General features: G+C 72.6%; 21 protein-coding genes. 8 read left to right on the plus strand and 13 right to left on the minus strand.

Annotated elements, in window-relative coordinates; genetic code table 11:
* Nucleotides 1-4 precede the first annotated feature (4 nt).
* From ACGF3J_RS08815 to ACGF3J_RS08835, 5 genes are all read left to right on the plus strand, one after another.
* Nucleotides 5-1,198 carry an MFS transporter gene (locus ACGF3J_RS08815; protein ID WP_393853716.1) on the plus strand — a complete coding sequence of 398 codons (1,194 nt, stop codon included), beginning with the start codon at nt 5-7 and terminating at the stop codon, nt 1,196-1,198.
* A gap of 175 nt (nt 1,199-1,373) precedes the next feature.
* Entirely contained in the window at nt 1,374-2,927 is a 1,554-nt protein-coding gene (locus ACGF3J_RS08820) for a GAF domain-containing SpoIIE family protein phosphatase (RefSeq protein ID WP_161325969.1), read from the plus strand.
* On the plus strand, nt 2,924-4,018 hold the full coding sequence (locus ACGF3J_RS08825) for a B12-binding domain-containing protein (RefSeq protein ID WP_161325970.1): 1,095 nt from the start codon (nt 2,924-2,926) through the stop codon (nt 4,016-4,018). The genes ACGF3J_RS08820 and ACGF3J_RS08825 overlap by 4 nt, the downstream gene beginning before the upstream one ends.
* Entirely contained in the window at nt 4,015-4,425 is a 411-nt protein-coding gene (locus tag ACGF3J_RS08830; protein ID WP_161325971.1) for an STAS domain-containing protein, read from the plus strand. Before ACGF3J_RS08825 ends, ACGF3J_RS08830 begins: the two co-directional genes overlap by 4 nt.
* Before the next feature lie 49 nt (nt 4,426-4,474).
* Nucleotides 4,475-4,981, plus strand: coding sequence for a MarR family winged helix-turn-helix transcriptional regulator (locus ACGF3J_RS08835; protein WP_393853717.1), 507 nt, complete (start codon nt 4,475-4,477; stop codon nt 4,979-4,981).
* A 43-nt stretch (nt 4,982-5,024) separates the two neighbouring features.
* On the opposite strand, the gene ACGF3J_RS08840 is transcribed toward ACGF3J_RS08835, so the two are convergent.
* The 4 genes from ACGF3J_RS08840 to ACGF3J_RS08855 all read right to left on the minus strand — a co-directional run bounded on the left by ACGF3J_RS08840 (nt 5,025) and on the right by ACGF3J_RS08855 (nt 8,582).
* Complete coding sequence (locus ACGF3J_RS08840) at nt 5,025-5,423, minus strand: ATP-binding protein (protein WP_393853718.1); 399 nt, start codon at nt 5,421-5,423, stop codon at nt 5,025-5,027.
* A 68-nt stretch (nt 5,424-5,491) separates the two neighbouring features.
* The gene (locus ACGF3J_RS08845) at nt 5,492-5,863 is read right to left on the minus strand and encodes an STAS domain-containing protein (RefSeq protein WP_161325974.1); all 372 of its coding nucleotides are present in this window, start codon (nt 5,861-5,863) and stop codon (nt 5,492-5,494) included.
* A 100-nt stretch (nt 5,864-5,963) separates the two neighbouring features.
* Nucleotides 5,964-7,133, minus strand: a complete 1,170-nt coding sequence (locus ACGF3J_RS08850; protein WP_161325975.1) for a PP2C family protein-serine/threonine phosphatase — start codon at nt 7,131-7,133, stop codon at nt 5,964-5,966.
* 78 nt (nt 7,134-7,211) lie between these two features.
* Nucleotides 7,212-8,582, minus strand: coding sequence for a 6-phospho-beta-glucosidase (locus tag ACGF3J_RS08855; RefSeq protein ID WP_393853719.1), 1,371 nt, complete (start codon nt 8,580-8,582; stop codon nt 7,212-7,214).
* Between the two features lie 257 nt (nt 8,583-8,839).
* On the opposite strand from ACGF3J_RS08855, the gene ACGF3J_RS08860 reads away from it, so the two are divergent.
* Nucleotides 8,840-10,666 carry a glycoside hydrolase family 3 protein gene (locus ACGF3J_RS08860; RefSeq protein ID WP_393853720.1) on the plus strand — a complete coding sequence of 609 codons (1,827 nt, stop codon included), beginning with the start codon at nt 8,840-8,842 and terminating at the stop codon, nt 10,664-10,666.
* Between the two features lie 42 nt (nt 10,667-10,708).
* Here the strand turns inward: ACGF3J_RS08860 and ACGF3J_RS08865 are convergent, their stop codons facing one another.
* Nucleotides 10,709-12,220 (minus strand): alpha/beta hydrolase, encoded by a 1,512-nt coding sequence (locus tag ACGF3J_RS08865; protein ID WP_393853721.1) that lies wholly within the window; start codon nt 12,218-12,220, stop codon nt 10,709-10,711.
* Between the two features lie 65 nt (nt 12,221-12,285).
* Complete coding sequence (locus ACGF3J_RS08870; protein ID WP_393853722.1) at nt 12,286-12,942, minus strand: hypothetical protein; 657 nt, start codon at nt 12,940-12,942, stop codon at nt 12,286-12,288.
* 200 nt (nt 12,943-13,142) lie between these two features.
* On the opposite strand from ACGF3J_RS08870, the gene ACGF3J_RS08875 reads away from it, so the two are divergent.
* Entirely contained in the window at nt 13,143-14,327 is a 1,185-nt protein-coding gene (locus ACGF3J_RS08875) for a histidine kinase (RefSeq protein WP_161331834.1), read from the plus strand.
* The gene (locus ACGF3J_RS08880; protein ID WP_393853723.1) at nt 14,328-15,023 is read left to right on the plus strand and encodes a response regulator; all 696 of its coding nucleotides are present in this window, start codon (nt 14,328-14,330) and stop codon (nt 15,021-15,023) included.
* 30 nt (nt 15,024-15,053) lie between these two features.
* On the opposite strand, the gene ACGF3J_RS08885 is transcribed toward ACGF3J_RS08880, so the two are convergent.
* The 7 genes from ACGF3J_RS08885 to ACGF3J_RS08915 all read right to left on the minus strand — a co-directional run bounded on the left by ACGF3J_RS08885 (nt 15,054) and on the right by ACGF3J_RS08915 (nt 25,023).
* Complete coding sequence (locus ACGF3J_RS08885) at nt 15,054-17,288, minus strand: SWIM zinc finger family protein (RefSeq protein WP_393853724.1); 2,235 nt, start codon at nt 17,286-17,288, stop codon at nt 15,054-15,056.
* The gene (locus ACGF3J_RS08890) at nt 17,285-20,245 is read right to left on the minus strand and encodes a DEAD/DEAH box helicase (RefSeq protein WP_393853725.1); all 2,961 of its coding nucleotides are present in this window, start codon (nt 20,243-20,245) and stop codon (nt 17,285-17,287) included. Before ACGF3J_RS08890 ends, ACGF3J_RS08885 begins: the two co-directional genes overlap by 4 nt.
* 100 nt (nt 20,246-20,345) lie before the next feature.
* Entirely contained in the window at nt 20,346-20,927 is a 582-nt protein-coding gene (locus tag ACGF3J_RS08895) for a sugar kinase (protein ID WP_161327769.1), read from the minus strand.
* Complete coding sequence (locus ACGF3J_RS08900) at nt 20,924-22,072, minus strand: ROK family glucokinase (protein WP_161327768.1); 1,149 nt, start codon at nt 22,070-22,072, stop codon at nt 20,924-20,926. Before ACGF3J_RS08900 ends, ACGF3J_RS08895 begins: the two co-directional genes overlap by 4 nt.
* 115 nt (nt 22,073-22,187) lie before the next feature.
* Nucleotides 22,188-22,982: an ATP-binding cassette domain-containing protein gene (locus tag ACGF3J_RS08905; RefSeq protein WP_393853726.1), complete on the minus strand. Its 795-nt coding sequence runs from the start codon at nt 22,980-22,982 to the stop codon at nt 22,188-22,190.
* The gene (locus tag ACGF3J_RS08910; protein WP_393853727.1) at nt 22,979-24,022 is read right to left on the minus strand and encodes an ABC transporter permease; all 1,044 of its coding nucleotides are present in this window, start codon (nt 24,020-24,022) and stop codon (nt 22,979-22,981) included. Before ACGF3J_RS08910 ends, ACGF3J_RS08905 begins: the two co-directional genes overlap by 4 nt.
* Complete coding sequence (locus ACGF3J_RS08915) at nt 24,019-25,023, minus strand: sugar ABC transporter substrate-binding protein (RefSeq protein ID WP_161327765.1); 1,005 nt, start codon at nt 25,021-25,023, stop codon at nt 24,019-24,021. The genes ACGF3J_RS08910 and ACGF3J_RS08915 overlap by 4 nt, the downstream gene beginning before the upstream one ends.
* Between the last annotated feature and the right edge of the window lie 148 nt (nt 25,024-25,171).

Consider the following 25,171-nt stretch of genomic DNA (forward strand, 5'->3'; position numbering starts at 1 on the left):
CAGCATGAGTGGGGTGCGAAAGAAGACATCGATCCTGCTGCTGGCCGTCGGGCACGCCTGCGTCGACATCTACCAGGGCGCCGTGGCGGCACTGATCCCGTTCTTCGTGGCCGAACGGGACTACACCTACGCGGCCGCCTCCGGGATCGTGCTGGCCGCGTCCCTGCTGTCGTCGGTGGCCCAGCCGTTGTTCGGGGTGCTCACCGATCGACGGGCGATGCCGTGGCTGCTGCCGGTCAGCACCCTGCTGGGCGGTGTGGGCATCGCACTGAGCGGCCTGAGCGGCTCCTACGGACTCACCCTGTTCTTCGTCGCCGTGTCCGGCGTCGGCGTGGCCGCCTACCACCCGGAATCCGCCCGCGTGGCCAGGAAGGCCGGCCGGGGCAGCCACAGTGCGATGAGCTGGTTCTCCCTCGGCGGGAACATCGGCTTCGCGCTCGCCCCGCTCATGGTGTCGGCCGCCATCGGACACGGCTCCCTGGACTGGACTCCCGTCCTCGTCCTGCCCGCGCTCGCCGGCGCCGCCCTGTGCGTGCCCGTGCTGCGGATGCTCGCCCGGCCCCGAACCGGCACGACCGGAACACAAGTGCCCCCCGGCGCGGACGACGTGGCCTCGTTCGTGCGACTGTCCCTGGCGGTCGTCTTCCGCTCCGTCGTCTTCACCGGGCTGAGCACCTTCATCTCCCTCTACGCCCAGCAGCGCGTACCGGGCGGCACCACCGCGGGCACCGCCGCCCTGTTCCTGCTGTTCCTGGGCGGCGCCGCCGGCTCGGTCCTGGGCGGGTTCCTGGCCGACCGCTACAACCGCGTCCGTGTCTGCCGCTGGTCCTACCTGCTCTGCATCGCCGCCGTCACCGGCGTGATCCACACACCCGGCCCGGCCATGTTCCTCTTCGTGGCTCTCACCTCGGCCGGCCTGTACGTCCCCTTCTCGCTTCAGGTCACCCTCGGCCAGGACTACCTGCCCTCCCGCATCGGCACGGCCAGCGGCATCACCCTCGGTCTCACCGTCAGCGTCGGCGGCCTCATCAGCCCCTTGCTGGGCCACCTCGCGGACACCACCACCCTCCGGGCCGCCCTCACTCCCCTGATCGCCATGCCGGCCCTGAGCTGGCTCCTCTTCCGCACCCTGCCTGAACCCACGCCCCCCACCGCCGCCGAGCCCGAGAACGCTGGTTGTCAGAAGGCGACCTCATGAGGGATGGTTGCCTTGAGGCAACTGTTCCGTCGAGGTGATGAGGTGAGGGATTCGCTCAGCGGGTCCTCGGTCTTTGGTATCCACCCAAGCACAAACCGGCGTAAGCACGGATTCGGACCCCTCCTGGGGCGGCGCCCCGTACCCGGTTCTCGTCGCTGACGCCGAGGGCAGACTGGTGCGCCGCAATGACGCCGCCGGTGTGCTCCTGCCCCGCGCCGTTCCCGGGACGCCCCTGGTGGATGCGGCTCCGTCCTGGATCGCCGACGCTCATCAAGCGCTGCGCTTCCCCGGCCCGCGGATCGTCCCGGAGACCGATGTGCCGTGGTCCGGTGCGATCGGGGGCCGCCGTTACGAGGCGCATCCCGGTGTGCGGGACGACGGTTCAGTGGTGTGGTGGCTGGTCGACGACACCGATCACCAGTTGGCCCGGGAAGCCCTGCAGGCGGAGCGAGAGCGGACCGCGTTCCTCGCCGAGGCGTCCAGTGCCCTGCTCTCCTCGCTGAATCTGGGGCGCTGCATGGATGTGACCGCGCAGATGGCCGCCGAGAGCCTCGCGGACGCGGCGCTGGTCGTCGCGCCCGCCCGTGGGCGTCGGCTCCCGGTGGTGACCTGCCTGCGCGGCGGGGTTCCCGGTCTGGCGCAGGAGAAGGTGGACCCCGAGGGCGTGCCGGGTCTGGCGGAGGCGCTGCGGGGCTTTCCGCCGGTGCCCTCGCGGTGGATCGACCCCGCGGCGGCGCCGGGGTGGATGGTGCCCGAGGGCTTCGGTCCGGTCGGCTCGATAGTGATCACCCCGTTGCCCGGGCACGGTGTCCCGGCCGGCGCGCTGGTGTTGCTGCGCAGGGCGGAGAGCGTCGCGTTCAGCGAGGAAGAGGAAGTCTTCGCACGGCTGTTCGCGGCCCGTTCCGGAGCGGCGATGTCAGCCGCCCGTCTCTACGCGGAGCAGAGCGCGATCACCGAGGTCCTGATGCGTGACCTTCTGCCGCCTGTGCTGCATCACATCTCCGGGGTCGACTTCGCCGGCCGGTACCGGCCGGCGGGGGACCACGAACGCATCGGCGGAGACTTCTACGACGTGCACCCCGCCACCGTCGACGGTGATGCTTCCCTGGTCACGCTCGGGGACGTGTGCGGGAAGGGCCTGGAGGCCGCCGTACTGACGGGCAAGATCCGCAACACGCTGCATGCGCTGCTGCCGATGGCGGACGACCACGAGCGCATGCTCGACGTGCTCAACACCACACTGCTCAACTCGCACACCACTCGGTTCGCGACCCTGGTCCTGGCCTCCGCCAAGCGCCGGGGCAGCGAGGTGGATCTCAGGCTGACCAGCGGCGGCCACCCCGCCCCTCTGATCATCCGCGCGGACGGCACGGTCGAGGAAGCGGGGACCCGGGGCACCCTGGTCGGCGCCGTGCCCTCGATCTCCGCCCTGACCGCGACCGTGTCCCTGGCCCCCGGCGAGTCCTGTGTCCTGTACACCGACGGCATCACCGAAGCCAGGGGCGGGCCGATGGGTGACGTTCTCTTCGGCGACGAGCGTCTCAAGCGCGCCCTGTCCGAGTGCGCGGGCATGCCCGCCGAGGGGATCGCGGAGCACGTGCACATGCTGGCCGCCCAGTGGCTCGGTCAAGGCCGTCACGACGACATGGCCGTCGTCGTGATCTCCGCTCCCCGCACCCACCACCTGAGTGCGGTGAACGGCCACACACGGGGCAGGTACACCGCATGAACGCCACTGTCTCGCCCTGTCTGTCGGTCGGCCCGGACCTGCGGGAGCTGGCGGACCTGCTGTGGAACGCCGTGTCGGCGGGCGACGAGCACGCGGCCACCGAACTGGTGCTCCGTGCCCTCGACGAAGGGGCGGAACCGGAGGGCGTGCTGCTGGACGTCATCGCGGCCGTGCAGGGCAAGGTGGGTGAGGAGTGGGCGGCGAACCGAATCAGCGTCGCCCAGGAACACGCCGCGACCGCCATCAACGAGCGGGCGGTCTCCGCGGTGAGCGTGCACCCCTCCGCCCGCACCGCGGGCTCCCGGGGCCGGATCACCGTCGCCTGCGTGGACGGCGAGTGGCACGCCCTGCCGGCCCGCCTCTTGGCCGAAGTGCTGAAACTGCGCGGCTGGCAGATCGACTACCTCGGTGCGCAGGTCCCGGCACCGCACCTCATCGACCACCTTCACAAGACCCGCGCCGACGCGGTCGCCCTGTCCAGCTCGATCGCCACGCGACTGCCCACGGCCCACGCGGCGGTCACCGCGTGCCAGGCCATCGGCGTGCCCGTCCTCGTCGGAGGCGCCGCATTCGGACCCGACGGGCGGTACGCACGACTGCTGGGCGCCGACGCGTGGGCCCCCGACGCCCGCACGGCCGCCGATCGCCTTGCCCGGGGGCCGCTGCCCCGGCCACAGCCCGACCACCAGCAGATCGACGATCTGCCCCACCTGTCGGACCAGGAGTACACCCTGGTCAGCCGGAACGGCAGGTCCCTGGTACGCGCCGTCTTCACCCGGCTGGAGACGGAGTTTCCGGCCATGGCGTCCTACGACGATCTGCAACGTGAGCGGACCGCCGAGGACCTGGCGCACATCGTGGAGTTCCTCTCCACCGCCCTCTACCTCGGCGACGAAACCCTCTTCACCGGGTTCATCGGCTGGACCGCGCATATCCTGGAGGCGCGGGGTGTGCCCGCGATGAGTCTGCCCCCGGCACTGGGGCTGCTGGCCCATGAACTCAAGGACTTTCCCCGGGCCTGCCGCATGCTCCGGGCCGCCACGCACATGCTCACGACCGCCCACTCCGACTCCGCCGGGACCACCGCATGACCTCAATACCCCCCGACCTGCGCCTCGTCACGGTCGACACGCAGAACGAGGTCCGTATCGAGGTGCACGGCGATCTCGACTACGACAACGCGGACCTCCTCCTGGACGAGGCAACCGCCCGGCTCGCCGCCCGGCCCGGCCTCGAAGACCTCCATCTGCACTGCGCGGGACTCGGCATGGTCGACTCCATGGGCCTGTCCGTCCTGCTGATGATCGGCCGCCGCACCACTCAGGCAGGAGTGCGACTGCACCTGGACGACCGCCCCGCGCAACTGGACCGTCTCCTGGACGTCACCGGCACCCTCGACCACCTCACCAGATCGTTCCCCGCCCGCGCCGCGCAATCCGCAGCGGGCGAAGACGACGTCCTTGCGGCCCGCCCCACCGGACCGGACGGCACCACCTGAGCCAGTGTCCGGCCGCCGGCCGGGCAGAAGCACACCACTGAGGGCCACCATGACCGCACCGGACGCAGCCCCCGACAGGACCTGCCATGAGGCAGTACGGTCCGCCGGCGGCATCACCGAACTCCTCGACGTGCTGTGGGAGCACGCCAGGAATGCCACCGACGGTGGCACCACGCCCACGTCGACATCCCAACTGCGCCTGATGTACCTCGCCGACCGTGCGAACGGGATCCGGATGCGCACCGTCTGCCAACTGCTCGCCTCCGCGCCGTCCACCGTGACCCGCATGTGCGACCGCCTGCAAGCCATCGGCTTCCTCGAGCGCCTGCCCTGCCCCGGCAACGGCCGCGAGGTCATCCTGCAACTGACCCCCGCAGGCAGCCGGCACCTGCTGCGCATCCGCGAACGACGCGACGGTGTGCTCCACCGGGCCATCGGCAACATGCCCGCCACCGAACGGCGTGCCCTCGCCACGGGGCTCGCCGCGCTGCAGGCGGAGCTGAGCACCGCTCACGGCGACGTCGACGCGTCACCCGCGGCACACTCCGCGGCCTGAGCGCCGTGACCCCGGCGAGGGACCGTTCGCCCGCGGCGACGCGTCAGCCGTGGGCGGTGGTGCCCAGGACAGCCCTGATCGTCTTTCCGGTGGCGGAGGTACGCACCCGCACCTCGTGACTGAGGAGTTGGATCAAGGGCCAGCCGAAGCCGCCCGGAGTACTCGCCCGGTCGCGGGCGTGGGTGTGCGGGACGACGGGTGACGCGTCGGTCACGCTGATGGTGATCGTGTCCTCGGCGAGGCGCGCGTCGAAGGCGATCAGGCCACCGCCGTGCCGGCCGGCGTTGGTGACCAGTTCCGTGACCACGAGCAGGATGTCGTTGACCACCTGCGGAGGCGGCGCCGGCTCGCACATAAGCAGCAGTCCCCGGACGCGGTCACGGGCGGTGGCGGCGGTGAGGGGCGGCTCCAGCCAGCCGGCCTTCGTCTCGGCTGTGGTCACGTGCCTTCACCTTTCTCTTCCCGGCCGCTCCCCCGGGCGGCCGCCTGAGCCCCTGCGGTGCCTGGCGCTCACTGCCGGTCGGCGGCGTCGCCGCGGGCCCTGATCAGGGCCACGGCGGCCTGGATGTCGCCGGTGAGGTCAAAGGCGCGGGCGACGTCGGTCAGCGTGAGAAGTCGCTCCACCACCGGGGGCAACTGGGTGAGCACGAACGGGACGCCCGCCCGGTCGTGTTCGGTCTTGGCGGCCAGCAGAGTGTGGAGGAAGGCGGAGTCGGCGAACGTGACCTTGGCCAGATCCAGGACGGTGCCCGTCGGGCGGTCCGCCGTGGGGACCAGGGCCTGGGCCAGACCCTCGTCGCTGTCGGGGTCGAACTCCCCGACGGCCTGCACGATCCGCACCTCGTCGACCGTCGTGACGGTCACCGCAGCTTCGACTCCCATACGGGGATTCTCCCAGGTCCCTGAAGTGGAGGCGCAGTGAGGGGTACGAGGAGCTACCGGGGCCGGGGTTGCACGCGCGTCCGCGGTGGTCCTGCCCCCGTCAGTTCCGCCGCCCGTACCAGTCGAGGCAGACGACCAGAGCGTCGTCGTCCAAGGGCGTGTTGCCACGGTACGCGGCCAGCTCACGCAGCACGGCTCCAGGCACCTGCTGCGGCGGCAGCAGCCGGGCGGCGGTCAGTGACCGGGCGAGCGCTCGTTCCCCGTACTTCTCCTCTGCGGGGGAGACGGAGTCGTAGACGCCGTCGCTGCCGATCAGCAGACGGTCACCGGGAAGCACCTGGAAGTACTCGGACGTGTAGTGGGTGTCCTCGAACATGCCGAGAGGCAACTGCTCCTCCAGGGGCAGGGAGTCGACGTCCTTGTCCCGCATCCGCCAGATACGGGGCGACCCGGCGTCCACGGCCTCGACCTCGCCGGTCGCGAGGTCGAAGCGCAGCAGAACGACCGACACATGGGCGGAACCGCGGTACTGCGCGTACACCGCCTGGTCGGCGAGTGCCGCCTGGTCGGCCAGGCCCAGTCCGGCACGCCGGGCGTTGCGCATGGCGTTGACGGCGAGGTTGGTGAGCAGGGCCGCCTCGATGCCCTCGCCCATGCCGTTGGTGACGGTGAGCGTGAGATGGTCGGCGGACGCGGACCAGTCGAAGTTGTCCCCGAAGATCGCGTACGCGGGCTCCAGATGGCCGCCCAGGGAGAACTCGGGGCGCGAGCAGGCACGGCCCGGCAGCAACTGCCACTGCATCTCCGCCGCCAGGGTCAGGCGCGCGGCACGCCGAGCGAGCAGGTAGAGGTCGGTGTCACGCTCCGCGACGAGGATCTCGTGGCCGAGGACGTCGCAGAGGTGCTGCATCTCCGGAATCAGTTCCTGCGAGTGGCGATCCTCCGGCACGGTGACGGACAGGACTCCCAGGCGGTCGCCACGGATCGTGACCGGGAGGTGAACGGTCACCGCGTGTGCGTCGGGGTCGGCGAGAAGGAATGGTTCCTGCGATCCGAACGCCCTGCCCTGCGGGCTGTCGTGGATCATGACCGGCTCCGTGGTGAACGGCACGGTCTCGACCGCCTGGAGCGAGCGCATTCCGTAGTCGGCCATGCGCAGCTCGACGCGTGCGGCGCCGTACTGCTCCATGAGGGCCACTGTCACGACGTCGAGCAGTGCGTTCGGCGTCGCGGCGCGCAGCGCGCGCTCCACGGAGGTGAGTCTGTCCACGTGTCCCGTTTCCCTTACGCACTGCTGCCGGCGTTTGCATCACATTCTACCGATGTGACTGTCTTCGGCAGGGGGCGTTCAGTGGTGACGGTCACGGGAACCGGCGGTCCCGGACGAGGGAAATCCGTCCGCGAGGACGCGCTCCGCCGTGTTCACCGAGTCCACCAGCGGGTGCAGCGCCAGGGCCCGCAGTGCCGCGGAGCGCGAGCCGCTGGTCGCCGCCTCGATCGCCGCGCGCTCCACCGCCTTCACGCTGAGCATCAGGCCGAGCTGGTCCGGTGCCACCGGGCCCGTGGCCAGGGGGGTCGCGCCGGTGGCGTCGACCAGGCAGGGCACCTCGACGACCGCGTCCGCGTCCAGGCCCGGGACGGCCGTGCGGTTGCGGACGTTGAGGATGAGCGTCGTCCGCTCGTTGCGGGCGATCGCGCGCATCAGCGCCAGCGCGACCCGGTCGTAGCCTCCGCCCTCGAGATCGGACGCGGCGCGCTCCCAGCCGCCTGTGCTCTCCCGGCTCTCGGCCATGTACGTCGCCTCGCGTTCCTGGCGCGTGCGCTCCCACGCGGCGAAGGCGTGCTCGGGCCGGGCGGCCGCGTCCTCGTAGAAGGCGGCCTGCTGCTCGCGCAGGAACTCCCCGCGGGTCGCGGGTGCCTGCCGCAGCGCCGCCACCGCCTCCCGGTTGAAGTAGTAGTAGTGGAGGTACTCGTTGGGCAGCGCGCCGAGCGTCCGCAGCCAGTCGGCGCCGAAGAGCCTGCCCTCCTCGAAGGACTCCAGCGCGGTGGCGTCCGCCAGCAGCTCCGGCAGCCGGTCGCGGCCGTCCACGGTGACCCGCCGCAGCCAGCCGAGGTGGTTGAGCCCCACGTAGTCGTAGCCCACGCGGTCCGGATCCGCGCCCAGCGCTCGCGCGGCCCGCCGGCACAGTCCGACCGGCGAGTCGCAGATGCCGATGACGCGGTCCCCGAGAACGCGCTGCATGGCCTCGGTGACCATGCCCGCCGGGTTGGTGAAGTTGATGACCCAGGCGTCCGGCGCGACGGCCGCGACCCGCTCGGCGATCCGCACCGCCTCCGGCACCGTGCGCAGCCCGTACAGGACGCCGCCCGCGCCGACCGTCTCCTGCCCCAGGATCCCCTCGCCGAGTACCGCACGCTCGTCCCGGGCACGGCCCTCCAGGCCACCGACGCGGATGGCGGAAAAGACGAAGTCCGCGCCGCGCAGCGCGTCGTCCAGATCGGTGGTGGCCCGGACGGCGGGCGGAGCCGGCCGGTCGTCCCCGGCGAGTGCGGCCGCCTGCTCGGCGAGGACCGAGGAGATGGCGTCGAGCCTCGCCCGATCGGTGTCGTACAGCACCAGTTCGGTGCACCGGCCGGTCGCGTCGCCGTCGTCCGTGACCAGGGCGCGGTGGACGAGCGGTACGCGGAACCCGCCGCCGCCGAGCAGAGTGAGCCTCATACGGTGATTATCTCCGTCCCGGCCGGGCGGAGCGCCGCGAGGGTGGCCGGGTCCGATGTGTCGTGGGTGGTCAAGGCGTCGGCGTGGCCTCTGCACGAGGCGTGTCCGACCGGGCGCGTAGCCCTCGATCGTCTGGACCTATTTTGTCTAGACCTATTGCCCCGCCCGTAATCCGCGGGCTACGTTTCCCGCTGCTCGGAGTCCTTCAAGAATCCGTCAAGTCCCTTGATGGGCAAGGGTGGAAGGAGCAAGTCCGCATGCAGGACCGGAGTCTTTCCCGACGAACCGTGCTCGCCTCCGCGACCGTGGTCGCCGCGGGCGCGACGGCCGTCTCGGGTGTGGCGGCCACCCCGGCGGCCGCCCACTCGCGCGACCGGCGCCTCAAGAAGATCATCTCCAGGATGAGCGTCGAGGCGAAGATCGGCCAGCTGTTCGTGCCGTACTTCTACGGTACGTCGGCGACTTCCCCCAGCCGCCTCGACCAGGACCGCAACCTCAAGGAACTCGGCGTCCGCACCGTGGCCGAGCTCATCGCCAAGTACCACGTCGGCGGGGTCATCTACTTCTCCGGCTGGGCGAACAACATCCAGGACCCGCGCCAGGTCGCGGACCTCAGCAACGGTGTGCAGCGGGCCTCGCTCGCACTGCCCACCCCCATCCCCTCCCTGATCTCCATCGACCAGGAGCACGGCGTCAACGTCCGCATCGGCAGCGGCGCCACCCAGCTGCCGGGGGCGATGGCGCTCGGCGCGGGCCGCTCGCTCTCCGACGCGCGCGCCGCCGGCTGGATATCGGGCACCGAACTCGCCGCTCTCGGCATCCACCAGAACTTCGCGCCGGTCGCCGACGTCAACGTCAATCCGGCCAACCCCATCATCAACGTCCGCTCCTTCGGCGCCGACGCCCGCGAGGTCGGCCGCATGGTGGGCGCCCAGGTGACGGGTTATCAGCGGGCCGGCGTCGTGGCCTGCGCCAAGCACTTCCCGGGCCACGGCGACACCGGCGAGGACAGCCACACCGGACTGCCCGTGATCACCCACACCCGCGAGGAGTGGGAGCGCGTCGACGCCCCGCCCTTCCGGGCCGCGATCGCCGCCGGCGTCGACTCGATCATGACCGCGCACCTCCAGGTGCCCGCGCTCGACCCCAGCAACGAGCCCGCCACCCTGTCGCCCACCATCCTCCAGGGCGTGCTGCGCGAGGAGCTCGGCTTCGACGGTGTGATCGTCACCGACGCACTCAACATGCAGGGCGTACGCACCAAGTACGGCGACGACCGCGTGCCGGTCCTCGCCCTCAAGGCCGGCGTCGACCAACTGCTCTTCCCGCCGAACATCGACGTCGCCTACAACGGTGTCCTGGCCGCCTTCCGGGAAGGGGAGATCACCGAGGAGCGGCTCGACGAATCGGTCCTGCGCATCCTGCGGGTCAAGGACAAGGCCGGCCTGCTCGGCGGCAGCCCGTACGTGTCGCAGAGGGAGGTCGACCGGGTCGTCGGCGCCCGGGCTCACCTGCGCGCCGCCGACCGTATCGCCGAGCGCACCACCACCCTGCTGGTCAACGAGGACGGCACGCTCCCGCTGCGCCGCCGGCAGCGGAAGCTGCTCGTGGTCGGCGCCAGCCCGGCCTTCCCCACCGACGCCAACCGCACCGCGGTGCCCGAGCTGGCCCAGGCCTTCGACGAACTGGGCTACGGCACCACCCTCCTCGCCACCGGCCGGACGCCCGACGCGGCGATGATCGACGAGGCGGTGGCCGCCGCGCGGGGTCGGGACGCGGTGGTGGTCACCACGGACAACGTCGGTGCCACCAGCGCCCAGCGCACCCTGGTGTCCCGGCTGCTCGCGACCGGCGTCCCCGTCGTCCACCTCGCGGTGCGCAACCCGTACGACATCGCCCACCTCGGCGACGTCCCGGCCTCACTGGCCTCCTACTGCTGGACCGAGGTCGAACTGCGCGCCGCGGCCCGGGTGATCGCCGGCCGGGTCGAGCCGCGGGGCAAGCTGCCCGTGCCCGTCCAGCGGGCCGACGACCCGGCCAGGGTCCTCTTCCGCAGGGGACACGGCTTGTCGTACGACGACTGAGGTCCGCTCGGCCGCGCGGATTCCGGCTCCGGTGTTCCCGCTTCAGGGGGCACCGGGCCGGCCGTCGCGGCTCGCGCCCGGTTCGGCCGCGCAGGCCCGGTCGGTGCGCGGGCGCTCCCCGGTGACCAGGAAGGTGGTCGTCGCGTCGTTGAGGCAGCGGTTCCCGAGGTAGAGGTAGGCGAGGTGCCCGCCCTGGTCCGCGGTGATCATCCGCGCCCGCTCGCCGAAGGCCGCGCGCAGTGCGCGGGCACCGGACAGCGGCGTGGACGGGTCGCGCAGGTTCTGCACGATCAGCACGTTCGACGGTCCCCGGTCGCTGATCCGCACGGGTGGCTCGGACGGTTCCGTGGGCCAGAACGCGCAGGGCCAGATGTTCGCCGCCGCCGCGCCGAACAGGGGATGCCGGACACGGTCGGTCCTGACGTTGCGCTGGTACGTGTCGACCGGCTCCGGCCAGTTCCGGTCGTTGCAGAGCACGGCGAGCTGACCGGCGACGGGGTTGTCGGCCGGCTGCCCGGGCGGCACCTGGACGGGCGGTGTGGGCGGGAGGGCCCGTCCGGTGTCGACGGCCTGCCAGATCTCGGCCAGTTCGGGCAGCCACTGGTCCAGGTAGAGCTTCTCGAACGTGACCTTGCGGAACTTCTTGCCGTCGAATCCGTCCGGCCTCGGCTTCGCGTCCAGCCGGGCGGCGAGCTCGAAGTACTTCTCCCTGATCCGCCGCACCGAGGTGCCGAAGCCGTACTCCGGATGTTCCGACAGGTACGTCGCGAAGTCGGGGAACCTGTCCTCGACGCCCTCCCCGAATCCGCGGGTGGCCGACGGTCCGCTGCCTTCGGGACTCATCGCGCTGTCCAGCACGAACTGCGCGCTCCGGCGCGGGAACAGCGTGGTGTAGACGGAACCGAGGTAGGTGCCGTAGGAGATGCCGAGGTAGGAGATCTTCGACTCGCCCAGGGCGGCGCGGATCCGGTCCATGTCACGGGCGGTGTTCGCCGTGCTGATGTGGGGCAGCAAGGACGCCGTCGCCGCCGAACCGCACTTCTCGGCGACCTCGGCGGCGTGCTCGGCCTGCCGGGCGACGTCGGCCCGGTTCAGCGCGTAGTCGGGTACGTTCGCCGTCGCCGTCGCCTCCCCCTCCAGTCCGCAGGTCACCGGTGCGCTGTAGCCGACACCGCGGGGGTCGAAGCCGATCACGTCGTAGGTGTCGAGCACGCTCTGCGGCACGCCGTAGTACTTCAGAACCAGCGGGTAGCTCAGGCCGGGCGCACCCGGTCCGCCGGCGTTCGTGAACAGCACACCGCGGCGCTTCTCGGGGTTCGCGGCGGCCAGACGTGAGATCGCGACGTCGATCTTCCTGCCGTCGGGGTGCCGGTAGTCCAGCGGCACCTCGAGTGTGCCGCACTCCAGTTTCGGCAGTGGGGTGCCGGGGCACTCGCCCCAGCTGATCCGGTCGGGAGGCGGCGCCGCGCCCGGTGCCGTCTGCGCGGAGGCGCCCTGCCAGGTGAGCAGCGCCACCATGAGGGTGGCGAGGACCCCGACGAGAAGTTTTCGCATGCAGTACTCCTTGCTCGGTGCTCTGAGCTCTTTGCTCTGTGGAGCGTGGGGAGGCGGAGGGCGGGTCAGCCCGCCGCGCCGTCGAGGAGCCGGCTGTAGCGGAGCCGCAGGGCCCGCTCCGTGCTGGCCGTCACCGTGATGAGGCCGACGACGGTGTTGCCCCAGGCCGGCAGGTCGACGGGCGCGGTGAAGGCCCCGCCGACGTGCCGGGCGATCTCCTCAGGACGGGTGAGCTGTTCGGCGAGCTGCGTGAGGACGAGGAACAGGCCGACGAGGAGCACGACCGCCGAGAGGAAGCCGACGGCCCGGCTCGCCACGGGGTGCCTGCGGTCGAAGTGGGCGCGGCGCCCTTCGGCCGAGTCACGGTCGGGGACGAGCTGGTACTCGGTCCCCTCATCGGTGACGTAGTGGCAGCGCTTGAGCCCGAACTCGCTCCTCCTCACCTCCACGACGCCGCCCGGAACGGGGAAGGCGGCGGGGAGCTTCGACTCGGCGTGGTGCCTGCCGTCGAGGTACAGGTGGGCACTGACCCTGCCGTTGTCGTCGCTCTTCGAGTGCCTGACGTCGACGGCGTAGACGCTCCGGCCGCCGTCGTCGTCCGGCAGCCGGAGGTAGAACAGGGCACGGAACGGCAACTGCCACCAACGGAAGCGCTTCAGTGCCCGCCCGTCCCCCGGCTTGACCCGACCCATGGCCCGCCTTCGGCGCACGTCGTCGAACATGCCTCCCACTCCCTCTGCTCGCTTCGCCTTCGGTTGTGTCCCGGCGCTGGAAGAGTCTGTTCGTGCGGCGCGGCCTCGCACATCGGCCCGGCGGACCGCAACGTCTTGGACCACGGGCGAGGCGGAGATTCGACTTTGGTCTAGGGCGCCTCGGTCCTCGGGCCGAGTCACCGGCGCGACCGTTTCGCGATAATGGCCCGGTGAACATGGACGTCGCACCACGGCTCGGGTGGTGGCAGCAGACCTGGCGGCTGACGGCGGCCGCGGCCCTCGGCCTGGTGCTTTGGATCACCACCGGCGTGGCGGTGTCGAACGGGCCGGCGGGCGAACCGGGTACCTGGTACTTCGTCGGTGATCCACTGGTGGCTCTCGGGTGCCTGACAGCGCTCGTGTGGCGACGGCGGTTCCCGGTTGCCGTCGCCCTGGGTGTCACGGCCGCCTCGACGGTGTCGGTCATGTCCACCGGGGCCACGCTGTTGGCACTGGCGTCGGTCTCCACCCGCCGTCGTCCGGTGGAGATCGCGGTCGTCGTGGCGGTCCATGTGACCGCGTCGCAGTTCGGCGCCGAGCTCTACCCGATCGAAAGCCCTCCCGGAGCCTTCTGGTACCAGGTCGCCACGCCGTTCCTGACCGCGGGCATCGCGGTGGCGATGGGCATGGCCGTCGGGGCCCGGCGCGTCGAGGTGCGGTCGCTGCGGGAGCGGGCGGAGAGCGCGGAGCGGGAGCAGTCCGCGCTGGCGGCGCAGGCGCGGGCCCTGGAACGCAACCGGATCGCCCGCGAGATGCACGACGTCCTCGCGCACCGGATCTCCCTGGTCGCCATGCAGGCTGGTGTGCTGGACCACCGCCGGGATCTCAAGGCCGAGGAGAACCGCGTACTGGTCCGCGGCATCGCCGAGGGATCCCACCTCGCCCTGGAGGAGCTACGGGACGTCCTCGGCGTGCTCCGGGCCGACCCCGGTCTCCCGGAACCGCCGCAGCCCTCGCTGGACGGCGTCCCCGACCTGGTGGCCGACGCCCGCGCGTCCGGACTGGACGTCACCCTCGCCGGCACCGTGACGGGGACGCCGCCCGACGTCGTCGGCCGCACCGGCTACCGGGTCGTCCAGGAGGGGCTGACCAACGCCGCCAAGCACGCCCCGGACTCCCGCATCCGCATCACCCTGGAAGGAGCGGCCGGCGACAGCCTCCGGGTGAGCGTCCGCAATTCCCCGTCGACCACGCCGGCCGCGAAGCCGCCGGCGTCGGGATTCGGCCTGCTCGGCCTCGGCGAGCGTGTCGACCTCGCCGGCGGACAGCTGCGCCACCACCCCACGGGGGACGACGGATACCTCCTCACCGCACAACTGCCCTGGCCGAACCCCACGCGCGAAAAGAGAGCTTGAGTGGACAGCGACAGCGACAGCGACAGCCGGCGGGGGCCGGTGCGTGTCGTCATCGTCGACGACGAACAGCTGGTGCGCATGGCGCTGCGGCTCGTCATCGACGGCGAACCTGACCTGACGGTCGTCGCGGAGGCGGCCGACGGCGACGCGGCGATCGCCGTGGTGGACGAACACCGGCCGGACGTCGTGCTGATGGACGTGCGGATGCCCGGCCGTGACGGCCTCAGCGCGACCCGGGAGCTGCTCACCCGTCCGGCGCCGCCGCGGGTGCTGATCCTGACCACCTTCGACTCCGACGATCTGGTGCTCGGCGCCCTGCGCACCGGAGCGCTCGGATTCGTCCTCAAGGACACCCAGCCGCCGCAGCTCCTCGACGCGGTGCGGGCGGTCGCGGACGGCAATCCCGTGCTGTCTCCGGCGGCCACGGCCCGGGTGATCGCCGCGGCCACCGGTCCGCAGTCCTCGCACGCCCGCGACTCCTCGCGCGACGCCGCGCGCAAGCAACTGGCCGCGCTGACCGAACGGGAACTCGACACCGCCCGGGCCATCGCCGACGGACTGGGCAACCCGGAGATCGCCCGGCGGCTGCACATCAGCGTGGCGACGGTCAAGGCGCACACGGGCAGCCTGTTCGCCAAGCTGGCGGCCGAGAACCGGGTGCAGATCGCCCTCCTGGTGCGTGACGCCGAGGGGTGACGCCCGGGACGGACGGCCCCTGACGGCCGGTCAGAGCTCGTCGGACGCGCCCAGACCGGTGAGGGCTCCCACCGGGTCGAGGTCGGGGGTGCCGCGTGGCCACCAGTCCTCCCGGCCGGGCTCAGACTCGTAGGCGTACCAGAGTCCTGACCGGCCGAGCCGGAGCTGGACATGGCCCCCGGGGTGGGTGAGGCGGTTGCGCCAGGGCCGGAACGCGGGCAGGTCGGCGGCGAGCAGCAGGGGACGGGCGCGGTCGAAGCGGCCGGCCGGCGGATCCCAGGCCTCCTCCAGTACGTCCAGGCCGTCGGCGCCGCCCTGTCGCCAGGCCGCCACGGCGCGCGCCAGGTCGGCCTGGTCCCGGCCGGCCGCGGCGGCCAGGGAGGCGTAGAGCGCCCGGGTGCCGGCGGTGAGACCGGAGCCGGGGCGGGCCGCGGCGAGGCGGGCGGCGTCCTGCCACAGCGTCAGTCCGCCCACCGGGTCACGGCCCGTACTGAGCAGGGCGTGGGCGCGAGCGGCGGCGTCGGTGGCCAGCTGGTCCAGCGCGAAGGGGTCGGGTCCGCCGGGTGCCGCGGGGTAGGCCGGGGGCTGCTCGGGATGCGGGGGTGCGGGGAGCGGGGCGGGCAGGGGCGGGAGAGGCCGCGTGTCCAGTGCCGCACTGGCCCGTACGCCGGGCAGTGGCGCCGGTCCGCGGTCCTGGGCGGCACGCGCGGCACGGGCCGCGTTCAGCCGGGACAGGGCGTCGAGCAGCGCGCGTTCGCCCCGGCCGCGGAGCAGGAGCAGGACGAAGGGGTCGGCGTCGAGCAGCCGCGCCGTCTGGTAGCAGAGCGCGGCGGCGTGTTTGCAGGGGTGCCCCGAGTCTGGGCAACTGCACCGGGGCGCCAGGTCGCCGGGGCCGGGAAGCAGCGGCACCCCGCAGTCCGCCAGGGACTGGGGCAGCTCCCCGTCGAGGAGCGCGGCGATGTGTCCGGGGTGCTCGACGGCGGCGTCCAGGAACCGCTGCCAGTCGTCGTCGTCCAGCGTCCGCAACCGCACCTGCACCCGGTACGGCCGCGGCCGGCTGCCCTGTACGTAGGCGAGGACCAGGCCGGGCGTCACGGTGACGGCGTCGACGTGCCCCCGCTCGGCATAGCCGCGCCCGCGGGCCAGGCGGGCCGCGTCCAGGGCGCCTTCTTCCAGCGCGCTCACCCACGCGTTCCCCCACCAGGTCGCGGCGAGGCCCTCGTCCGGCGCGCGGGGCAGGAGGGCGGGGAAGGTGCGGCGGAGGTCGCCGTCGCGGTCCGGGGCGGCCATCGAGCGGGGGGCGCCGCGGGGCTTCGCGGAGGGGGCGGGCGGGGCGGAGCGGGCCTGGCGGGGGGTGGCGTCGCTCTGCGGGGGCGAGGCGGTGGTCGCCGGGCGGGGCTGCCGGTGGGGCGGGGACTCCTGGGCCGGGTCCGGTGTCCGTGCCGCGACGGCGGACGTCCGGGGCGGTTCGCCAGCCGGGCCGCCCGGCGTGCGCGGCCCTTCGGGTGCTGCCGGGGGCGGGGTGTCGTCGTCCTCCCGGTCCGTCTGTGGCGGCAGTCGGAAGGCGTCCGCGGCGAAGTCCCGTACGGCACGGGCGCGGGCCCGGGCGTCGGCGGCGCGCGGGTCGCCCGCGGTGGGCCGGGGGTGCCGGGGCGGGGCCGGGCGTCGCCGGATGCTCGACGCCTCGTCGCTCGCGGCGTCCGCGCGCGCCTGTCGCCGCGCCGCACGCAGGGCCTCCCGTGCCACGTCGGCCGGGCGGGTGTCGCCCGCGTCCGGGGTGGTGGGAGCGGGGGGTGACGAGACGTCAGGACGGTTCGGTGCGGCGGGGCTGAGCGCTGCACCGGGGTCGGAAGCGTGGCCTGAGGCCGGACCTGAGTCCGGGCCCGAGTCCGGACCTGAGTCGGGGTCGTCCGTGCGGTCGGACGGGGCTTGGGGAGCCGTCTCCTCGGGCTCCTCGGCGTCGGCGCTGTGCTCCACCGTGTGCCGTGCCGTCCGGGTGCCGCGCAGCGCCGCGCGCGCGATGTCACCGGGGCGCCGAGGACGGTCCCCGTCCGGGTCGCGGTCCTGGTTCCCGGCCGGGTCGCGGGCCTGGTCCCCGTCGGGCCGCCGCGCGGGCTCGCGGGACGAGGTGCCGGGCTCCGGGTGGGCGCCGGTCTCCGACGCGGTGTCCGTGGGGGTGTCCGTGCGGGTGTCCGGTGTCGTCTCGCCGCGCAGTCGGGCCTCGCGCAGGGCGCGGCGGGCCTCGTCGGCGGGACGGGCGGTCATGACGGCCTCCGCAGGGACACCAGGTCGGACAGTTCACGCGCCGTCAGCTCGGTGAGGGCCGACTCGCCGGAGCCGAGGATCGCGTCGGCCAGGGCGCGCTTGGACTGGAGCATCTCGGCGATGCGGTCCTCGACCGTGCCCTCGGTGATGAGGCGGTGCACCTGGACCGGCTGGGTCTGGCCGATGCGGTAGGCGCGGTCGGTGGCCTGCTCCTCGACGGCGGGATTCCACCACCGGTCGAAGTGCACGACGTGGCCCGCGCGGGTGAGGTTCAGGCCGGTGCCCGCGGCCTTGAGGGACAGGACGAGGACCGGCGTACCGCCGCTCTGGAAGCGGTCCACCATGCGTTCGCGCTCCGGCACCGGCGTGCCGCCGTGGAGGAGGTCGACGGGGACCGCGCGAGCGGCCAGGTGTGAGGTGATGAGGCGGGCCATGCCGACGTACTGCGTGAAGACGAGCGCCGATCCGTCCTCCGCGAGCAGCGTGTCCAACAGCTCGTCCAGCAGGGCGAGTTTCCCCGAGCGGGCGGCCATGCGGGCGGCGCCGCCCACACCCGCGGCGCCCGGCGGGTGCTCTTCCTTGAGGAAGAGCGCGGGGTGGTCGCAGATCTGCTTGAGGGAGGTCAGGAGCTTGAGGACGAGACCGCGGCGGCCGATGCCCTCGGCCTCCTCGATGGCGAGCATCGACTCGCGCACCACCGCCTCGTACAGCGCGGCCTGTTCGCGGGTGAGGGGGACGGGGTGGTCGGTCTCGGTCTTCGGCGGCAGCTCGGGGACGATGCCGGGGTCGGACTTCTTGCGGCGGAGCAGGAAGGGGCGGATCAGCCGGGCGAGGCGGGCCACCGCCTCGTCGTCCTCGCCGTTCTCCACCGCGCGGGCGTGGCGCGCGCGGAAGGACTTCAGGGGGCCGAGGAGTCCGGGGGTGGTCCAGTCGAGCAGGGCCCACAGCTCGGAGAGGTTGTTCTCCACCGGTGTGCCGGTCAGCGCCACCCGCGCGGGGGACGGGATGGTGCGCAGGGCCTTCGCCGTCGCCGAGTACGGGTTCTTGACGTGCTGTGCCTCGTCCGCGACGACCATGCCCCAGGGCCGCTCGGCGAGGGCCGGGGCGGCGGACCGCATCGTGCCGTACGTGGTGAGTACGAAGCCGCCTGCCAGGTCGTCCAGGGTCCGGTCGGCGCCGTGGAAGCGGCGGACGGGGACGCCGGGCGCGAAGCGGGTGATCTCCCGCTGCCAGTTGCCCAGGAGTGAGGCCGGGCAGACCACGAGGGTGGGCTCGGTCCGGGCCCGCTTGAGGTGCAGGGCGATGACGGTGACCGTCTTGCCGAGGCCCATGTCGTCGGCGAGGCAGCCGCCGAGGCCGAGCGAGGTCATGAGGTCGAGCCAGGCGAGTCCGCGCAGCTGGTAGTCGCGGAGGGTGGCGTGCAGGCCGGGCGGCGGTTCGGCGGGGTGCACGCCCGCGGTGAGCCGGTCGCGCAGGGCGGCCAGCGCGCCGACCGGCACCACGTCGACGGTCTCGCCGTCGGCCTCCGCGCTGCCGGTGAGGGCGACGGACAGGGCGTCGACCGGGTCGAGCAGGCCCAGGTCGCGCTTGCGGGCCCGGCGGACGAGCGCCGGGTCGACCAGGACCCACCGGTCACGGAGCCGTACGACCGGGCGGTGGGCCTCCGCGAGGGTGTCCATCTCGGCCTCGGTGAGCGGATCGCCTCCGATGGCCAGCTGCCAGCGGAACTGGAGGAGGTCCTCGCTCTCGAAGAATCCCGTGCCGTCCGTCGCCGAGCCCGGAGCGGTCCTGACGACCGCGGTCGCGGTGAGGTCCTGGGCGAGGTCGCGGGGCCAGTGCACGGCCACCCCGGCGGCGGCGAGCCGGCCCGCCGCCACGCCCAGCAGGTCGGTGACCTCCTCCTCGGACAGCCCGAGGACGTCGGGCACGTCCTGCTCGGTGAGGCGGTCGAGAGGCGGCCAGACGCGCGCCGCACGGCGCACTCCGAGGGCGGCGTCGACACGCGCGCGGGGGCCGAACGCGGCGTCGGCCTCCCCCGACCACAGATCCGCGGCGTCGGCGACCAGGGTGGGGTCGGCGAGGCTGTGCACCTGGACGATCGCGGCCCCCGCGCTGCGCACCCCGCCGCTGCCGCCCCCCTCGCCGGAGGCGACGTCCCCGTCGAAGAGGTCGTACGCCGACAGGTCCAGGCGGAGCGAGATCCGCACGCCCGCGTCCATTCCGGCGGCGACCTCGGCGGCCCAGTCGTGGGCGCCGGGCAGGCGCTGGGCCGCGCGTGCGGCGAAGGGGCGGCCCGAGGCGTGGGGTGCGGCCGGGGTGCGGGGCAGGGTGTCCGCGACGGCGTCCAGGAAGGCGCGGACCAGTGCCTCCGGATCCGGCAGCCGGATCGGGCCGGGCCCCTCCAGGGGCACCGCGTGGCCCTCCGGGGGCAGGGCGGCGGCCACGGCTCGCAGGTGCGCGATGTCGTCGGGGTCCAGCGGTCCGGCGCGCCAGGCGTCGTGCCCGGTCGCGGTGAGGCCGGGCAGCAGCCTGCCGCGAGCGGTGAGCCGCAGGGCGTGCAGGGCCGCCGCTCCCCAGCAGGCGGTCGCCGGGTGGGCGGCCGGGTCGTGCCGGGCCCGGACCAGGAGCGGCAGGGCCTCGCCGAGCGGCAGGCACAGCGCGGGCGTCGTCCCGCGCCGTACGCCGGTGCCGTGCCGGCGTACGACCGTCAGTTCCGTGCGCTCCGTGGGTCCGGCCGGGTCGCCGTCCGGTGTCGAGGCGTACCCGGAGAGGGTGTCGTCCCCGCCCGCCTCCGGGTCCCAGAAGGCGATCCGGGCGTCGCGCGGAAGGGGTGCGGGCAGGAAGACGGCGGCCAGCCGGAGCGGGACGGACGGCGCGGGGCCCTGCGGCCCGCTCGTCTCCCGCCACTCCCCCGCCGGCGCGGAGACGGTTGCGTCCGCCAAGGCCATGTCGCTCATACGTCCTGTCACCTCCCGCCCGTGGTCCCGATCAGCTGTCTTCGACTCTACGGGCGGGGTCTGACAATCGGCCCCGGCCGGTCGCCGGGCCCGTGCGGCCCTAGGGAACGGTGCGTGAGACGACGTACACCATCGGATAGTCCGGGTCGTCCAGGTCGACGACGACGTCCTGGGTCGGTGCCGGGTTCCGCTGCTCGTTGACCACGCCCCACCAGGTGCTGGAGGCGCGGAAGTTCCAGCCGGTGACCCGCTGGGCGCGGTCGCTGATGGCGATCTTGTCCTTCTCCAGCGCGTCGCGGTCGACGCCCAGTCCGGCCAGGAAGGCGTCCAGGCCGGCGTTGGTGGTCTGGAACTGCACGTAGAGGCGGCTGGTCTTCCAGTTGTTCGTCTCGTAGTACGCGATCTTCTCCGAGGGCACCGGGACCGGCAGCTCGTAGATGCGGCGCTGGAGCTTGGACGGCCAGCCCCGGGTCATGCCGGTCGCCGCGTACTTCGCCTCCTTCTGCCGGCCGCTGTCGCGGCTCTGGTTGGCGGAGATCACGAGGTAGCCGGCGGGGACGCCGATGAGCAGCACGATGGTGAGCAGCGTCAGCGCACGGCGCCGGATCATGTGCCGGCGGTCCTCGGCCGGCGGCCCGTGTTCCTCGGGCGTTCCGGCCTGGTGGGGCAGGGTCTCGGTCACGGCGACTCCCCGGGGGTGCGACGGGCCTCGGCGTACCGCTCGTAGCGCTCGTACCGCTCCACGCGGCGCCGTTTGGCGCGGCGGAACCGGCGGGCCACCAGCCGGGCCAGGTCGGCGGCGCCCACCATGCCGGCCTCGGGGCCCAGCTGGGCGCGGACGATGCGGGCCTCGGGGCGGTAGCCGCGGCCGGTGAGCTGGCGTTTGAAGGCGTCGCGCGCGGGACCGATGAGCAGGTCGTCCGCGGCGCTGACCCCGCCGCCGATCACGAAGCAGGACGGGTCGAGGGCGGCGGCGAGGTTGGCGATGCCGACGCCGAGCCACTGTCCGATGTCCTGGAGCAGCTCGACGCACATGGCGTCGCCGTCGCGGGCCAGCTCAGTGATCATCGGGCCGGTGATGTCGCCGATGCTGCCCTTGACGTGCTCGATGATCCCGTACGCCACCGGCGAGTCGGCCGCGGCCAGCTCGCGGGCCTCCCTGACCAGGGCGTTTCCGGAGCTGTACTGCTCCCAGCAGCCGCGGTTGCCGCACGGGCAGCGGTGGCCGCCGGGCACCACCTGCATGTGCCCGAACTCACCGGCGACCCCGTACTTGCCCCGCTTGACCTGGCCGTCCTCCAGGATGGCGCCGCCGATGCCGGTGCCGAGCGTGATCATGACGAGGTGGTCCTCGCCGCGTCCGGCGCCGAAGCGCCACTCGGCCCAGGCGGCGGTGTTGGCGTCGTTGTCCACGAGGACGGGGACCGCGAGGCGGCCGGCGATGCGGTCGCGCAGCGGCTCGTTGCGCCAGGACAGGTGGGGGGCGAACAGCACGCGGTTGCGGTCGGCGTCGACCCAGCCTGCCGCGCCGATGCCGACGGCGTGCACGTCGTGCCGGTCGGAGAGGTCCAGGACCAGCTCGACGATGGTGTCCTCGACCACCTTCGGGCTCTTGGACTTGTCCGGGGTCTCCGTGCGCAGGCGCTCCAGGATGTTGCCGTCGGCGTCGACGACGCCCGCCATGACCTTCGTGCCGCCGATGTCGATGCCGACCGTGGGCACGCGGGGTGCCGTCAGGTGCGAGCGGCGTTCCCTCGTGCCCACGGTGCGCAGGACCGGGGCGCGGCGGGAACCGATGGGGGCGGTGAAGTCGCGGTAGGTGCTCATCGGGTGCGATTGTGCCGCACGCTCACGCTGGGTGCCGAATGGGACAGGGGGTGGGGTCGCCGGTTCGTTGCCGTCCGCGGGTGCGTTGTGGCTGGTCGCGCAGTTCCCCGCGCCCCTAAGAGGGGCGTTGCAGTTCGTGGCGTAGATCGTCCAACTCGTTGCCGCCCGCCATCTGGCGCGTCAGCTCGTCCAGGGTGATGTCCTCGCGCTCGTGGTTGCCGACCATCGTGCCGCGCTTCAGGAGGACGAAGCGGTCCCCCACCAGGTACGCGTGGTGCGGGTTGTGGGTGATGAGGACGACACCCAGGCCCTGGTCGCGGGCGGCCGCCACGTACTTCAGGACGACGCCGGACTGCTTGACGCCGAGGGCGGCGGTCGGCTCGTCCAGGACGAGCACCTTCGCGCCGAAGTACACCGCGCGTGCGATCGCCACGCACTGGCGTTCGCCGCCGGAGAGGGTGCCGATGGGCTGGTCGACGTCGCGCAGGTCGATGCCCATGCGCAGGAGCTCCGCGTGGGTGGTGCGGCGCATGTGGTCGACGTCCATGCGCTTGAACGGGGCGACGCCCTTGCGCGGCTCGGAGCCGAGGAAGAAGTTGCGCCAGACCGGCATCAGCGGGACGACGGCGAGGTCCTGGTACACGGTGGCGATGCCGCGGTCCAGGGCCTCGCGCGGGGAGGCGAGGCGGGTCTCCTCGCCGTCGAGGGCGAGGGTGCCGCCGTCGTGCTGGTGCAGCCCGGAGATGATCTTGATGAGGGTCGACTTGCCCGCGCCGTTGTCGCCCAGGACGCAGGTGATCTCACCCGCGTGCACCTGGAAGGAGACGCCCTCGAGGGCGCGTACGTTGCCGTAGTTCTTGCTGACGCCGGACAGCTCGACGAGCGCCTGGGGTACCGGGGTCTGCGTCATTTGGTGGCCTCCGCGCGCTTGCGGACCCAGGCGTTGAGCAGGGTCGCGAGGAGCAGCATCGCTCCGAGGAAGAACTTGAACCAGTCGGGGTTCCACTCGGCGAAGACGATGCCCTTGCTGGTCATGCCGAAGATGAACGCGCCGACCGCCGAGCCGACGGCGCTGCCGTAGCCGCCGGTGATCAGACAGCCGCCGATGACGGCCGCGATGATGTAGATCAGCTCGTTGCCGACGCCCTCGCCGGACTGGACGACGTCGTAGGAGAAGAGCAGGTGCTGGCCCGAGATCCAGGCGCCGAAGCCGACGCCCATGTAGAGGCCGATCTTGGTCCTGGTGACCGGGACGCCCACCGCGCGGGCGGCGTCCTTGTTGCCGCCGACCGCGAAGATCCAGTTGCCGGCGCGGGTGCGCAGCAGGATCCAGCTGGCGACGGCGACCAGGGCGAGCCACCACAGGATGGTCACCTTGAAGCCGACGCCGCCGATGGTGATCGTGGACGCGAAGACGTCGCGGGCGGAGGGGAAGCCCTCCATGTCGGCGATCGACTTGGTGGAGACCGTGCCGTCGATCAGCTTGGTGAAGCCCAGGTTCAGGCCGGTCAGCATGAGGAAGGTGCCCAGCGTGATGATGAAGCTGGGCAGTTTCGTGCGGGTCAGCATGAAGCCGTTGAACGCGCCGATCGCCAGCGTGACCAGCAGGGACACGCCGACGCCGACCCAGACGTTTGCGGTCATCTGGTAGCTGAACATCGACGAGACCAGCGCCGACGAGGTGACCATGACGCCGGCCGACAGGTCGAACTCGCCGCCGATCATCAGCAGCGCCACCGGGACGGCCATGATGCCGATCGTGGAGGCGGCGTAGAGCACCGTGCTGAGGCTGGCGGCCTGCAGGAAGCTGTCGGCGAAGAACGCGAAGAACACGAAGACGGCGATGGCGCCGACGACGGAGCCCAGTTCGGGGCGGCCCAGGAGTTTCCGCAGCGGAGAGGTCTGCAGAATCCTTTCGTCAGCGGTGGCCGCGTCCGTGCCCGCGCTCATCGGGTGCCCCGCTTCGTGTACTCGGAGAGCGCGTCGGCGTCGTCCTTGGTGATGATCTGCGGTCCCGTGAGCACCGGCCGGCCGCCGCCCAGGACGTCGGCGTTGTACTTGTACAGCCACAGCAGGTCGACGGCCTCGTAGCCCTGGAGGTAGGGCTGCTGGTCGACCGCGAAGCCGAGGGTGCCGTCGGCGAGGCCGGCCGCCACCTTGGCGTTGAGGTCGAAGGTGTCGATCTCGGCCTCGCTGCCCGCGCCCTGCTTGGCCTTCACCGCGGTGTCGGCGTAGGGGGCGCCGAGGGTGACCACCGCGTCGACGGCCTTGTCGGTCTGGAGCTTGGCCTCGATGGCGGACTGCACGTCCGGCATGCTGGTGCCGTTGACGTAGAGCCGCTGGACCTTGCCGTCGAAGGTCTTCTCGACGCCGTCGCAGCGCTGCTCGTGGCCGACGTTGCCCTGCTCGTGGAGCACGCAGAGGGCCTGCTCCCGGCCCCGCTCGTTCAGTTCCTCGCCGACCGCCTCGCCGGCGATCGTCTCGTCCTGGCCGACGTGGGTGAGGGCGCCGAACGCCTTCGACTCCTCGGACCCGGAGTTCACGGTGATCACCGGGATGCCCGCCTTGCGGGCGCGGTCGAGCGCGGACTTCATGGCGTCGGGCTTGGCCAGCGTGACGATGATCCCGTCGACCTTCTTGTCGATGGCGGCGTCCACCAGCTGCGCCTGCTGCTGGGCCTCGTCGTCGTGGGAGTAGAGGAAGTTGATGTTGTCCTTCACCGCGGCCTGCTCGGCGCCGCTCTGGACGATGTCCCAGAAGGTGTCGCCGTCGCCCGAGTGGGTGATCATCGCGAAGGTCCAGCGGGGCGTGTTCACCGCCGCCTGCCCCTGGGCCGACGCCGCCTTGCGGGCGTCCTCGGCCCGCTTGCCGCCAGTGCTGCTGCACCCGGCCAGGGACACCGACAGTGCTCCTGCCAGCGCGATGCCTACCCAGGTCCGAAACCGTGCCACGAGGCCGTGCCCTTCTTGCTGTGCCGTGCTGTGCGTACCGGGGCGCCCGAGGCTCCGGCCGGGGCGGGAAGCCCCAAACGCCCCATTGTCCGACACACAAGCGGAGCGTTTGCCTCCGGGGATCGGGCAACGGTCACATTGTCCGGAC

It is taken from the genome of Streptomyces sp. NPDC048171, from assembly GCF_043202655.1.
Taxonomy (GTDB): domain Bacteria; phylum Actinomycetota; class Actinomycetes; order Streptomycetales; family Streptomycetaceae; genus Streptomyces.

What these genes read in the sequence shown, in the direction of transcription:
- ACGF3J_RS08815 (WP_393853716.1), top strand. Translation starts at nt 5, where the DNA reads ATGAGTGGGGTGCGAAAGAAGACATCGATCCTGCTGCTGGCCGTCGGG.
- ACGF3J_RS08825 (WP_161325970.1), top strand. Translation starts at nt 2,924, where the DNA reads ATGAACGCCACTGTCTCGCCCTGTCTGTCGGTCGGCCCGGACCTGCGG.
- ACGF3J_RS08830 (WP_161325971.1), top strand. Translation starts at nt 4,015, where the DNA reads ATGACCTCAATACCCCCCGACCTGCGCCTCGTCACGGTCGACACGCAG.
- ACGF3J_RS08835 (WP_393853717.1), top strand. Translation starts at nt 4,475, where the DNA reads ATGACCGCACCGGACGCAGCCCCCGACAGGACCTGCCATGAGGCAGTA.
- ACGF3J_RS08845 (WP_161325974.1), bottom strand. Translation starts at nt 5,863, where the DNA reads ATGGGAGTCGAAGCTGCGGTGACCGTCACGACGGTCGACGAGGTGCGG.
- ACGF3J_RS08855 (WP_393853719.1), bottom strand. Translation starts at nt 8,582, where the DNA reads ATGAGGCTCACTCTGCTCGGCGGCGGCGGGTTCCGCGTACCGCTCGTC.
- ACGF3J_RS08860 (WP_393853720.1), top strand. Translation starts at nt 8,840, where the DNA reads ATGCAGGACCGGAGTCTTTCCCGACGAACCGTGCTCGCCTCCGCGACC.
- ACGF3J_RS08865 (WP_393853721.1), bottom strand. Translation starts at nt 12,220, where the DNA reads ATGCGAAAACTTCTCGTCGGGGTCCTCGCCACCCTCATGGTGGCGCTG.
- ACGF3J_RS08870 (WP_393853722.1), bottom strand. Translation starts at nt 12,942, where the DNA reads ATGTTCGACGACGTGCGCCGAAGGCGGGCCATGGGTCGGGTCAAGCCG.
- ACGF3J_RS08885 (WP_393853724.1), bottom strand. Translation starts at nt 17,288, where the DNA reads ATGACCGCCCGTCCCGCCGACGAGGCCCGCCGCGCCCTGCGCGAGGCC.
- ACGF3J_RS08890 (WP_393853725.1), bottom strand. Translation starts at nt 20,245, where the DNA reads ATGAGCGACATGGCCTTGGCGGACGCAACCGTCTCCGCGCCGGCGGGG.
- ACGF3J_RS08900 (WP_161327768.1), bottom strand. Translation starts at nt 22,072, where the DNA reads ATGAGCACCTACCGCGACTTCACCGCCCCCATCGGTTCCCGCCGCGCC.
- ACGF3J_RS08905 (WP_393853726.1), bottom strand. Translation starts at nt 22,982, where the DNA reads ATGACGCAGACCCCGGTACCCCAGGCGCTCGTCGAGCTGTCCGGCGTC.
- ACGF3J_RS08910 (WP_393853727.1), bottom strand. Translation starts at nt 24,022, where the DNA reads ATGAGCGCGGGCACGGACGCGGCCACCGCTGACGAAAGGATTCTGCAG.